Here is a 12,112-nt window from a genome sequence, read left to right on the forward strand (position 1 = left end):
GGGACCCTGCTGTGATCACCAAGCCCCTTCCTCCTTCGGAAGGGGCTTCTTCTTTGGCCGCTAGGGCCTCAGGGACCGGAGGCGCCCCAGGGACCCAGGGGGTCCCGGAGCCCGGCGGGCCAGGGGGCCGGTGGGGCCAGGAAGGGCCCGTTCCCCCACATCGTGCAGCGCCGAGCGCCGTGCGGAAGCCTCAGGCACCCTGTGCCGGGGCGCTGTCACCGGCGCCGGGAACTGGAGGTGACGACCAGGGTGACCCAGCCCTTCCGGCCGGCCGCCGGACCGCGACCTGCCCACCCGGCCACGGCCAACCCACAGCCAGACGACCCGGGCCCGCCCCGGGCGGCCTTCCCTGCCGCGGGACACCCGCCAGGGGGCTCCGGCCCCGCTGGCCGTGCCGGTCCCCCTCCGGCACGACCGGTTTCAGGGGGTGGGGGCGGAGGAACCTTCGTGCCCTTCGCCCCGGATCCGGCTCCCCGAACCCTGGCGGCGGTGAGCCCTGGGCCCGTCCTGCCCGCCCTGGCCGATGGCGACCCTTCCTGGACCCTGGCCGCCCGCCCGGTCCAGCCCTCCCCCGCGGGCAACAGCCCGTCCGGCGGAGGACCCGCACCTTCCCAACCTGGCACGGGGCCGCACGGGTGGCCCCGTGCCGCGGCCCGGGAGGAGGAAGAACCGGCTCCGGGCACCGCCCTCCTGCCCCTCACCGAACCCGCCGCGGTGGAAGGCGTCCACCTGGCGGCCATCCGGGCCGGGGCCCGCCTGGTCCGCACCGCCACCCGCTGGGCCAGCCCCTGGTGGCTTCCGTCCACGTCCCCGGAGCGGATCGAGGAGGTCAATCTCTGGGCCGCCAAGCTGGCGCGGTCCGCCCGGGAGCTGGCCGGACGGCCCTGCCTGGTGGCGGGGTTTTTGGGACCGCTGCCCGCCACCGCCGCTGCCGGCGGCAGCGCCCCGCCGGAGGCCGTCCTTGAAGGCTACCGCCGCCAGGTAGCCGGGCTGCTCGCAGGGGGCGTCGACCTGTTCTGGGTTGAAGCCCGCCACCCCCAGGAGGCCGGCCTTGCCCTGAAGGCCGTGCGGGAGGCGGCCCGGTTGCCGGTGGGTGTCCTGCTGGTGGGGGAGGGGGAGCCGCCGGTTGCCCTCCCCTCCCCCTGGCTGGAGGCGTTCCACGCGGCCGGCTGGCCCGACGCCCTCGGTGTGGCCGCGGGCGGCGGGCCGGCTTGGGCGGCCCGCTGGCTGGCGGCGGTGCGGCGGGCCGGGTGGAGCGGTCCCCTGTGGGTCACCCTGGGGCAGCTGGAGAACAAGCCCGGACCGGCCGCCCGTGGGCTGGCCGCCCACAAGCCGGCCACCCAGGACACCGGCGGGTGGGATGCGTGGGATGCCCTGCGCCTTCTGGGGGCCGGCTGGGTAGGTGGAACCGGCCCCTGGCAGCCCGCGGACCTGGAGGCTCTGGCCGCCCGCATCCAAGCGGTCCACCTGGAGCCGGAGGGCCCGGCCCCGGCCCTGCCGGTCCTAGGCCCTCTGAACCGGACGGGTTCGGGCAGCGGCCCCGGCGAGCCGGACGCCGGCGAGCTGAACGCCGGCGGTCCGGCCGCCTCCCGGCCCGCCGCTGCCCTTTGGACCAGGAGCCGGCCTGCCGGTGCAGGCTCCCTCCCAGGCGACACCGCCAGCGGCAAGGGCGGGGCCGCCGGGCACTGCAGTCCCGACCCGCTGCGGGAGAAGCTGGGGCGCCGGTTCGTCATCAGCGTCGAGCTGGACCCGCCGCGGGGTCCGGTGGCCAACAAGTTCCTGGCCGATGCCCGCACCGTGGCGGCGGCCGGAGCCGATGCCGTCAACGTGGGCGACAGCCCCATGGCCCGGCCGCGCATGGCGGCTTGGGCCGGTGCCTTGCTGGCCCGCAGCGCCGGCATCGATGCCATCATGCACTGCACCACCCGGGACCGGAACCTGATGGCCCTGCAGGCCGACCTGCTGGCCGCCCATGCCCTGGGCGTCCGCAACGTCCTGGCCCTGACGGGCGACCATCCCCGCCTGGGTTCCAGCGGCGCCTCCCCGGTGTACGACGTGGACTCCATCGGCCTGCTGGAGGTGCTGGCGGCCCTGCGGCGGGGCGAGGATCCCCGGGGCAACGCCCTGGGGGCGCCGGCCGACTTCACCGTGGCCTGCGCCCTGAGCCCGTCGGCGGACGACCTGGACCGGGAGCTGGAGCGCTTTCGCCGCAAGCTGGCGGTGGGTGTGGTGGACTTCGTCATGACCCAGCCCCTCTACGAGCTGGAGCCGCTAGAGCGGGTCCTGGATCGCCTGGGCGGGTGCCCGGTGCCCATCGTCATGGGCGTGATGCCCCTGCACAGCGGCCGCCACGCCCACTACCTGCACCACCAGGTGCCCGGCATCTCCATCCCCGCCCGGATCCGCGAGGCCCTGGACCGGGCCGGCGAGCGGGGCCTGGAGGTGGGCCTCCAGCTGGCCGAAGAAGTGGTGGAGGCCGCCCGGCCCTACATTGCCGGGGTCTACGTGGTGGTCTCCTACGGGAAGGCGGAGCCGGTGGCCGAGTTCGTCCGCCGCTTGCGGGCCCGGCTGGACGGCCCCCTGCCCGCGGCTGCAGCCCGGAGCCCGGAGGAGGTGCGCCACCATGCCGGTTGAACCGGTTCCCGCCCCAAAACAGGGCGGGGCGGTCCCGCCCACCGGGGGGGCCCGCCCCGCCGCCTCGCTGCACCCGGCCACCCGGGTGGTTCACGCCGGGGTGCGCCGCGACCCCCGCACCGGGTCCGTGGCCGTGCCGATCTACCAGACGGCCACCTACGAGCACCCGGGACCCGGCCAGACCACCGGCTGGGATTACAGCCGGCTGCACAACCCCACCCGGGAAGCCTTCGAAGAGGCGGTCAACGGGCTGGAAGACGGCTTCGCCGCCCTGGCCTTCGCCTCGGGCATGGCCGCCGTCACGGCGGTGCTGCACCTCTTCCGGCCCGGCGACCACCTGGTGGTGACCGAGGACCTGTACGGCCATACCTGGCGGGTACTGGACGAGCTGTTCCGCCACCTGGGCATCGGCTACAGCCTGGCCGACACCACCGACGCCGCGGCCGTGGCGGAGGCCCTGACGCCGGCGACCCGGGCCGTGCTGGTGGAGAGCCCGACCAACCCCCTCATGCGGGTGGCCGACCTGGACGGGCTGGCCGCCCTGTGCCGGCGCCAGCGCCTGTGGCTCCTGGTGGACTCGACCCTGTTCACGCCCCTCTTCCAGCGGCCCCTTACCCGGGGCGCCGACGTGGTGATCCACAGCGCCAGCAAGTACCTGGCCGGCCACAACGACCTGGTGGCGGGCGTGGCCGTGGCGGGGACCCCGGCCCTGGCGGACGAACTAGCCTCCCTGCGCACCATCACCGGAGGTATCCTGGGCCCCCACGACGCCTGGCTGGCGGTGCGGGGCCTCAAGACCCTGGCGCTGCGGATGGCCCAGGCACAACAGAACGCCCTGACCCTGGCCCACTGGCTGGAGGCCCACCCGGCGGTGGCGGCGGTGTACTATCCGGGGCTGCCGTCAAGCCCCTTCTTCCGGCGCTGCCGGCAGCAGGCGGAGGGCTTCGGGGCGATGCTCAGCTTCCGCTTGCGGGATACCGGCCGGGCCGGCGACGTGCTGCGGCGGCTCCAGCTCATTCTCTTCGCGGAAAGCTTCGGCGGCGTGGAGAGCCTGATCACCCACCCCGCCAGCACCACCCACAGGGAGATGCCTGCCGCCCTGCGGGAGCGGCTGGGTATCGACGCGGGACTGCTGCGGCTTTCGGTGGGCATCGAGGCGGCGGACGACCTGGCCGCCGACCTGGAGCAGGCGCTGCAGGGGCCGTCGGCCCTGTCCCTGGCGGAGGCCCGGGCCCGGGCCGAAGCCATCCTGGCCGGCCGGGCGCGGCAGGAGGCGTGAGACCGGAGCCCCCCGGTGCTCCCGGGTGGCCGGAGGCCTGTGCCGGCGGCTCGCCCGCATGGCGGCCCGGCCCCTGGGCTCGAGGCCCCGGGCCTCGAGCCCAGGGGCCTCGAGCCTCGCCTCGGCCTCACCCTCAGCCCAAGGACGATCCTTACGGCGTAACGCCGGTCAGTTCGGCATACACCACCAGCCGCTGCCGGGACGAACCCGGCGGGTGGCAGGTGGTGAGGATGAGCCCCGGTCGGGGCCCCTCCAGCACCGCCCGCCAGTCGTTGCGGTGGGTGGCGAAGACGCGGCGGGCAGTGTACCGGTACCAGCGGCCCTGATACCACAGGGCGAGGGCATCGCCGGGCTGCAGCCGGTCGATGTGACGGAACCAGGCGCCATAGGTGGTCCGGTGGGCGGCGATGGCCACCCGGGCCTGGGGCCCGGGCAGCTCGGCCTCCTGGTAGATGCCGGGTCCCCGCGCCAGGACGACCCGGCTCGTACCGTAAAGGACCACGGCGTCCACGCCGGCCCGGGGGATCACCAGCCGCGCGACGGGCTGCCCCGCCTCCCGGGAGGCCGCTTCTCGGCCGCCCGCCGCGCCCCCGCGGGCGCCCCCGGCGCCCCGCCCGGCTGCTGCCTGGAGCCGCTCCCCGCCGCGGAGCTCCCCGGGTTCAGGGACGGTCGCCGTCGCGGCCAGGCCGGGGTCTTCCCACCACCAGGCCAGCCACCCTTCAGGGACTCCCGCCTCGGTCAGGAGCTCCCGCAACCAGCCGAGAAGCCTTTCGAGCCCGCCCAACCAGCGGCCGAGGAGCTCGAGGAGCCGGTCCGCGGCAGGGGACGCCCAGATCCGGCCGGCAGGCCCCACGCCCGGCGGCGCGGGCTCCCCCGGGTCCCCGCCCGGCCCATCCGGACCCGGCCGGGCCAGCTGCGCCTGCAGGTGGGCCTGCCAGCCGGCGCCGTACACCCACTGCAAGGCGGGCGCCGTGGCCAGGGCGACCCCCACCAGGACGAGGACCCAGCCAACCAGGGTTCCCCACCACCGGCGCGTGAACCGCACTGCCACGGCGCCTGCGCCTCCCATCAGGCTGGGATCCGTCCGCTGTGTCAGCAGGATGGGGCGGGCTCACCGGCCTTTGGCGGTGCGGGCGCGCCGGCCGCCGTGCCGGCGGGGGATGGGCCGGCGGCACCCGCATCCGTCACCGTCCCGAAGGCTGCCCGCACTCCCCGGGCTCCACCTTTCAGCGCCCACCGCCGGACCGCCAGGCCGGCACCGGCCGCCAAGGAGCCGGCGAGCAGAAAGGCCAGGCCGTTGCCGCCGGTGAACGGCAGGCTGCCCCAGCCCGCCCGCTCGTCACCGGTACCGCCGCTGCCGCCGGGGTCGCTGCCGGTGGACCCACCACCTGACCCGCCCGTGCCCGGTTCCGTACCAGGGCCGGGAGTGCCACCGCCCGGGCCGCCGGGCGGCGATCCCCCGTCACCGTCCTCACCGGGCTGATCGCCGGGCGGGTTTTGGGGGCCGGTACTGGCGCGCTCCAGGCAGACCTTCACCGTGGCCGTGCCGTCGGGCCCCAGGGTGATGGGGCCGGAAGTGGTCACGGCATATCCCCCGGCGCTGGCGGTAATGGTCAACCGGCCGCTGGAGGTGCGTCCGATGTCCAGGCTGAAGTTCCCGCCCAGGTCGGTCCGGGCGATGCCCAGGGCGGCGCCCCGTTCCTCACCCACCGACACGGTCGCTCCGGGGATGGGAAGACCACTCAGGGCGTCGCACACCAGGCCGGTGATGGTGCCCGTGGGCAGGTCGACCCGCACCGGCCCATCCCCTTCCTCGCCGGCGGGGCCGCCGCCGGATCCGCCGCTGCCGCCCTGGTCCCCATTGCCGCCGCCCGAACCTGATAGGAGCCCGCCCGTCGGGTCCGGGCTGATGCGCAGGCCGCCGTCCAGGCTGACCTCCACGTTCTGGTCGCCGATCTGCAGGTTCAAGGAGGGCCCGCTACCCGTATTGCCGTCCTGGTTCCCGCCTCCCCCCGTGGACAGGAGGTCGCCGGCCGTGTCCAAGATGGCGCCGGTCAGGGTGCCGGCGGCGCCTTCCACGGTTCCGGCCACCCCCTCCACCAGGGAGCCGAGCTGGTCTCCCGCGAGGACCCCGGCCACCCCACCGGCCGTCTGGCCCACCTGGTCCACCGTGCCCTCGACGGCCTCACCGCCTGCCCCTCCGGTCAGGGCGCCCGCCAGCTGACCGGCGGCCTCGCCGGCGGTGGCGGCGATGGTGCCGGCGGTTCCTGCGGCGGTACCGGTCACAACGCCGAGGCTACCGGACAGCATGCCCGTCGTTGCCGTCACCAGCCTGGCGGCTGCCGCTGACGCGTCCCGCGACGTGCCCCCGCCGGTGGCCAGTACCCCCTGGGTCGCCTCCTGCACCTTCTCCGAGCCGGGCAGGCGCGGGCCGCCTGCCTCGGCCGCCGGCCCCCCTCCCAACAGGACGCCGCCCCCGGTGGCCACCACCAGGGCGAGGCTGGTGACCCAGGCCACCGGGCGCCGCCAGCGGGAGGCCTGTTCCGCTTGCCGCATGCTCCCCCTCCCCCATACCGACTGAATGGACGTTTAGTATTAAGGGAATTCGTTGGGATTGGCCTTTTTATGGTATGGAGGCGTTTTAAACAGCAATGGTTGGATTCGCGGCGGGATCGAGGCGCGGTAGCGGTACGAAACGAATCATCATTCGACATGACCACCCATGGTGCTTTTGCGGTACTTGCCAAAAGCGCACGGGACGGCCTCCCCTCCCCGGGGAAGCCGTCCCCATGCCCCTGCCGGCCCTTTGCCGATTGTCGAATCCCGTCGCAATCCTTCGCTGCGGGCTGCAGGTGCCGGCCTACCGGCCGCCGGCCGCAGGAGCCGGTGCCCACTCCTCCCGCAGTTCCCGGGCCGCCTGGACCATGTGCCGCAGGGCCGGTTCGACCTCCTCGTAACGCCGGGTCTTGAGGCCGCAGTCCGGGTTCACCCAGAGCTGGGCCGGGTCGAGCACCGCGGCCGCCTTGCGCAGCAGCGCCTTGATCTCGTCCACCGGCGGCACCCGGGGCGAGTGGATGTCGTACACCCCCGGGCCGATGTCGCTGGGGTAGCGGTGCTGTACGAAGGCGTCCAGCAGCTCCATGCCCGAGCGCGAGGCCTCGATCAGGATCACGTCGGCGTCCAGGGCGGCGATGGCGTCCAGGATGTCGTTGAACTCCGAGTAGCACATGTGGGTGTGGATCTGGGTCTCCTCTCGCACCCCGCCGGTGACCAGGCGGAAGCACTCGGTGGCCCAGGCCAGGTAGGCGGGCCGGTCCGCCTGCCGCAGGGGCATGGCCTCCCGGAAGGCCGGCTCGTCGATCTGGATGACCCGGATGCCCGCCGCCTCCAGGTCCTGGACCTCGTCGCGGATGGCCAGGGCGATCTGCCGGCAGGTCACCTCCCGGGGCTGGTCGTCCCGGACGAAGGACCACTGCAGGATGGTGACGGGCCCGGTCAGCATGCCCTTGACCGGCCGTTCCGTCAGGGACTGGGCGTAGGTGATCCACCGGACGGTCATGGGGCCGGGCCGGGCCACGTCGCCGTAGAGGATGGGCGGCTTGACGCAGCGGCTGCCGTAGCTTTGCACCCAGCCGTGGCGGGTGAAGGCGAAGCCCTCCAGCTGCTCGGCGAAGTACTCCACCATGTCGTTGCGCTCGGCCTCGCCGTGGACCAGCACGTCCAGGCCCAGCTCCTCCTGCAGCCGGATCACCCGGCGGATCTCGGCGCGGATGCCCTCTTCGTAGGTGGCGGTGTCGATCTCCCCGCGCCGCCAGCGCGCCCGCAGCCGGCGCACCTCCGGCGTCTGGGGGAAGGAGCCGATGGTGGTGGTGGGCAGGAGCGGAAGACCCAGCCGTTCCCGCTGCAACGGCCGCCGCTGGGGCGCCCGGGAGGGCCTGCGGGTCTCGTCCGGGTTGAGCCGCGCCAGCCGCTCCTGCACCTCCGGCCGGGTGCGCCGGGGCGAGCGGCGCCGGGCCTCCACCGCCGCCCGGCTGGCCGCCAGGGCACCGGCCACGGCCTGCCGGCCCTGGTTCAAGGCGCGGGTCAGGACCGCCACTTCCTCCAACTTCTGCTTCGCGAAGGCAAGCCAGCCCTTGATCTCCGGGTCCAGGTCCGTCTCCAGGTTCAGGTCGATGGGCACGTGCAGCAGCGAGCAGGAGGGGGCGACGAAGAGCCGCCCGGCCCCCAGGGCGTCCCGGGCCCGCTCCAGAAGGGCCAGGGCCGCCTCCAGGTCCGCCCGCCAGACGTTGCGGCCGTCCACCACCCCCAGGGAGAGGTGCAGGGTGGGCGGAACCCCGGCGGCCAGCACCTGCTCCAGCTGGCCGGGGTCCCGCACCAGATCCAGGTGCAGGGCCTGCACCGGCAGGCTCAAGGCCAGCTCCAGGTTGTCCCGCAACCCCTCGAAGTAGGTGGCCAGGAAGAGCCGGAGCCCCGGGGCCGCCTGGGCTAAGGTGGCGTAGGCGCGGCGGAAGGCGGCCCGGGCCGGTTCGTCCAGGTCCAGGGCCAGGAACGGCTCATCCAGCTGAACCCAGGTGGCGCCGGCGGCCGCCAGCTCCCGCAGCACCTGCCCGTACACGGGCAGCAGGCCGTCCAGCAAGGCAAGGCGCGGGCCGGCGGCCCCTTCCCCGCCGGAGGAACCGGCCGTCCGGCTGCCCAGGCCTTCGGCCTCGCTGCGGCTCGCCTCCGGGGACCGGCCGGCGGCGCCGGCCTCCGCCGGGCTGCGGAGCTTGGCCAGCAGCAGGAAGCTGACCGGGCCCAGCAGCACGGGGCGGGGCTCGAAACCCAGGGTGCGGGCCTCGCGGAACTCCTCCACCACCTTGCGGGACGCCAGGTGGAAGGCCTGTCCCGGTTCCAGCTCGGGCACGATGTAATGGTAGTTGGTGTCGAACCACTTGGTCATCTCCAGGGCGGGGACGCCCCGGCCGGGGGTGCCCCGGGCCATGGCGAAGTAGACGTCCAGGGGGACCTCCGCGGCAGCCGCGGTGCCCGGACCCGCCTCCGCCCCCAGGCCCGCCGCCGGGGTGGACCGGCCCGCGCCGGCGGCATCGCCACAAGGAGCCAGGGGGGTGGAGGCGCCGGCTCCCGGTGAAGGGGCCCACCCGTAACGGGCGGGCACGGCCCCCACCATGCAGGCGGTGTCCAGCACGTGGTCGTAGAGGGAGAAATCCCCCACGGGCACCACGTCGATGCCCGCCGCCCGCTGCAGCTCCCAGTGCCGCCGCCGCAGGGCCGCCGCCGTCGCCAGCAGGGAGTCCGCGGAAATCTTGCCGTCCCAGTAAGCCTCCAGGGCCTGTTTCAACTCCCGGCCGGCGCCGATGCGGGGGAAGCCCAGGTTGGTTGCCACGGCCATGGGTCCTCGCCTCCTTCGTGGGATGGGGCTGAAAATGAAAAACCCCTCCGGGAAAGGAGAGGTTCCTCGCCTTTCCCTATCTCCCGGGAACGCCTCCCGCGGGAATTGGCACCGTGCCGCCTGGGTGGAGCCGGCGGCCGGTTGCCGTGGCGTCATCGGGCCCGTCCCTCGGCCACTCTCGATAGGGCTTTGTCCGGTCATTCCCTTGTAAGCGACCGCGGGGTTGCAGGCGGTGCGGCCTGCAAGGCCCCCCGGGTTTCCGCATCGCCGCAGCCAAGGAAGGGGCCCATGGCCTCGCGGCCTGAGGCGCGGCACCGCGGTCCGCGGCCCTCCGGGTCTCGTTCGGCTGGCGTGAGCCCGGTGGGCTTGCAGGGCACGTTGCCCAGGTACGGCCTGGCGCCCCGGCGCCGCAGCGGGCCGGAACCCTCGCGCGGGATGCGGGCATTGGGGACTGCTATTCGGGGCCGGCGACGAAAGTCCTGCTGCCCCAACATCCAGGGTGGGGTGAAACCGCGCCATCCCCGGCGGTCGCCCGCTGCGGGCCCTGCCGGCCGCCGGCGCGCCGCTGCGGCCCGGGCTCTGCCGGCCCGAGGTGGCCCGCATCCTGCCGGCGGCAGCCTATAAGCTTATAATTGAAGGGAAAACGGCGCAAGGAGGCAGCCCAGCCATGGACCGCCTGCAGCCCGGCGGCGCCGCGACGGGGGGCGGGGCGGCACCGGCCCCCGCCGGCGCCGTGACCCCTGAGGCAGCCGCCCAGGATCCTGAAGCCGCCCTGGTGGTGGTGGACGTCCAGAACGACTTCTGTCCCGGCGGTGCCCTGGCCGTGCCCCAGGGCGACCAGGTGGTGCCCGTCCTCAACCGGTGGATCGCGGCCTTCCACGCGGCCGGCCGGCCCGTCGTCTTCACCCAGGACTGGCATCCCGCCGGCCATGTGAGCTTCCGCGAGAAGGGCGGGCCCTGGCCGGTCCACTGCGTGCAGGGCAGCCCGGGCGCCGCCTTCCACCCGGAACTGGAGGTCCGGGGCACCGTCTTCCGCAAGGGGTTCGACCCCGACCGGGAGGCCTACAGCGGCTTCGACGGCGCCCTGGCCGCCGGTGAGGCGGGGGTCCGCCCCGAGGTCACCCTGGCCGGCTGGCTGCGGCAGCAGGGGGTCCGGCACCTGTACGTGGGCGGCCTGGCCACCGACTACTGCGTGCGGGCCACGGTGCTGGACGGCCTGCGGGAGGGTTTTCGGGTCACGGTGCTGGTTCCGGCCGTGCGGGCCGTCGATGTGACCCCGGGGGACGGGGAGCGCGCCCTGGCGGAGATGGAGGCCCGCGGGGCCGTGCTGGCCGCCGGGGAGGCCCGGTGACCGTGCTCTTCCGGGACGAACGCGGCCGCGGCGGGCCACCGGCGCCGGCGGCCGCCTCCACCCGACACGCCCGCCCGGCGCCGGCTTCCGCCGGCGGCAAGCCCTCCGCTCTGGCGCCGGCAGCCCCCGCCGCCCGGCCCGGCCCCGGTCCGGACAGGCCGGCACCGGCCGGTCCCACCGTGCTGGTGGTGGACGACGAAGAGTCCCTGCTGGAACTGGTGGCGTACAACCTACAGCGCAACGGCATGGCACCGGTGCTGGCCCGGGACGGTGCCGAGGCCCTGCGCCGCCTGGAGGAGCGCCGGCCCCAGGTGATCATCCTGGACGTCATGCTGCCCGATACCGACGGCTTCACCCTCTGCCGCCACCTGCGGGAGCGGGGCATTCAGACGCCCATCCTCATGCTCACCGCCCGGGACAGCGAGATCGACAAGGTGCTGGGGCTGGAGCTGGGCGCCGACGACTACGTGACCAAGCCCTTCAGCCCCCGGGAGCTGGTGGCGCGGATCAAGGCGCTGCTGCGCCGCACCGAGGGCCGGCGCCAGCAGATCGGCCCCATCGTGATCGACTACGCCGGCCATGAGGTCTACCGGGACGGCCAGCGGGTGGCCCTGACCCCCACGGAGTTCAAGCTGCTGGCCACCCTGGCCGCCGAGCCGGGCCGGGCCTTCACCCGGCAGGAGCTGCTGGACAGGGTCTGGGGCGAAGAGGCCTTCGGCGACCCGCGCACCGTGGACGTCCACGTGCGCCACCTGCGGGAGAAGCTGGAGCGCAACCCCAGCCAGCCGGAGTGGATCCTCACCGTGCGGGGACACGGCTACAAGCTGAACTCCCCGGTGGCCGGGCTGTGAGCCGGGGGGCCGGCCCCGGTCCGGTTCAGCGCTGGCGGGAGGCCTGGCTCCGCCGGCGCATGCCCCGGCCGGGCCAGGAAGCGCCGGACTTCACCCTGCCCCTCGCCGGAACCGGCGATGAATCCTTGCGGCTGCGCGATCTCAGGGGCCGCCCGCTGGTCCTGCTCTTCTTCCCCTTTGCCTTCAGTCCGGGCTGCTGCAACGAGATCGAGGACTTCACCGCCCGCTGCCCGGACTTCGCCTCCCGGGGCGCCCAGGTGGTGGGCATCAGCACCGACAGTCCCTACGCCCTCCGGGCGTGGGCCGATCGCTACCAGGTGCCCTTCCCCCTGGCCAGCGATTACAACCGGCGGGTGATCCGGCGCTACGGTGTGGCCATCAGCCGCTGGGGCCTGGGCGATTTTGCCGACCGGGCCGTGTTCGTCCTGGATGAACGCGGCGTCGTGCGCTGGGTCTGGCGGGCGCCGGACCTGGGCTACCTGCCCGATCCGGACCAGGTGCTGGCCCACCTGCCGGACCCGCCCGGTGGCCGGCCGGGCCCGGCCGGTACCGGCAGGGGCCGGTGCTGAGCAGCGGCCGGGAGGGGAGAGTAACTGCTGGGAATCCAT

The 12,112-nt window shown here is 74.6% G+C and carries 8 protein-coding genes and 1 riboswitch; of the genes, 5 read left to right on the forward strand and 3 right to left on the reverse strand.

Translation table 11 applies throughout. The features are described from left to right. Positions 1 to 447: 447 nt before the first annotated feature. Positions 448 to 2,634, forward strand: a complete 2,187-nt coding sequence (locus DYI95_RS08065; RefSeq protein ID WP_116900291.1) for a methylenetetrahydrofolate reductase — start codon at positions 448 to 450, stop codon at positions 2,632 to 2,634. After that, positions 2,624 to 3,913, forward strand: coding sequence for a PLP-dependent aspartate aminotransferase family protein (locus tag DYI95_RS08070; protein ID WP_116900290.1), 1,290 nt, complete (start codon positions 2,624 to 2,626; stop codon positions 3,911 to 3,913). Before DYI95_RS08065 ends, DYI95_RS08070 begins: the two co-directional genes overlap by 11 nt. A 151-nt stretch (positions 3,914 to 4,064) precedes the next feature. Here the strand turns inward: DYI95_RS08070 and DYI95_RS08075 are convergent, their stop codons facing one another. From DYI95_RS08075 to metE, 3 genes are all read right to left on the reverse strand, one after another. Then, positions 4,065 to 4,964: a class E sortase gene (locus DYI95_RS08075; protein WP_158556034.1), complete on the reverse strand. Its 900-nt coding sequence runs from the start codon at positions 4,962 to 4,964 to the stop codon at positions 4,065 to 4,067. A 41-nt stretch (positions 4,965 to 5,005) separates the two neighbouring features. After that, positions 5,006 to 6,469, reverse strand: a complete 1,464-nt coding sequence (locus DYI95_RS08080; RefSeq protein ID WP_116900288.1) for a carboxypeptidase-like regulatory domain-containing protein — start codon at positions 6,467 to 6,469, stop codon at positions 5,006 to 5,008. Positions 6,470 to 6,773: 304 nt separating this feature from the next. After that, positions 6,774 to 9,302 carry a 5-methyltetrahydropteroyltriglutamate--homocysteine S-methyltransferase gene (gene metE, locus DYI95_RS08085; protein ID WP_116900287.1) on the reverse strand — a complete coding sequence of 843 codons (2,529 nt, stop codon included), beginning with the start codon at positions 9,300 to 9,302 and terminating at the stop codon, positions 6,774 to 6,776. Between the two features lie 73 nt (positions 9,303 to 9,375). After that, a riboswitch (SAM riboswitch) is annotated at positions 9,376 to 9,490 on the reverse strand. A 479-nt stretch (positions 9,491 to 9,969) separates the two neighbouring features. Between metE and pncA the strand changes: the two genes are divergently transcribed. From pncA to DYI95_RS08100, 3 genes are read left to right on the forward strand one after another with little or no spacing between them, the layout of a single operon-like run. Then, complete coding sequence (pncA, locus tag DYI95_RS08090; RefSeq protein ID WP_203530597.1) at positions 9,970 to 10,653, forward strand: bifunctional nicotinamidase/pyrazinamidase; 684 nt, start codon at positions 9,970 to 9,972, stop codon at positions 10,651 to 10,653. 2 nt (positions 10,654 to 10,655) lie between these two features. Then, complete coding sequence (locus DYI95_RS08095; protein ID WP_371731906.1) at positions 10,656 to 11,504, forward strand: response regulator transcription factor; 849 nt, start codon at positions 10,656 to 10,658, stop codon at positions 11,502 to 11,504. Further along, the gene (locus DYI95_RS08100) at positions 11,501 to 12,073 is read left to right on the forward strand and encodes a peroxiredoxin (RefSeq protein WP_116900286.1); all 573 of its coding nucleotides are present in this window, start codon (positions 11,501 to 11,503) and stop codon (positions 12,071 to 12,073) included. Before DYI95_RS08095 ends, DYI95_RS08100 begins: the two co-directional genes overlap by 4 nt. Positions 12,074 to 12,112 lie beyond the last annotated feature (39 nt).

It is taken from the genome of Thermaerobacter sp. PB12/4term, from assembly GCF_003403315.2.
GTDB lineage: Bacteria > Bacillota > Sulfobacillia > Thermaerobacterales > Thermaerobacteraceae > Thermaerobacter.

Coding starts and splice junctions, on each gene's coding strand:
- metE (WP_116900287.1), bottom strand. CDS start 9,302: ATGGCCGTGGCAACCAACCTGGGCTTCCCCCGCATCGGCGCCGGCCGG.
- DYI95_RS08070 (WP_116900290.1), top strand. CDS start 2,624: ATGCCGGTTGAACCGGTTCCCGCCCCAAAACAGGGCGGGGCGGTCCCG.
- DYI95_RS08080 (WP_116900288.1), bottom strand. CDS start 6,469: ATGCGGCAAGCGGAACAGGCCTCCCGCTGGCGGCGCCCGGTGGCCTGG.
- pncA (WP_203530597.1), top strand. CDS start 9,970: ATGGACCGCCTGCAGCCCGGCGGCGCCGCGACGGGGGGCGGGGCGGCA.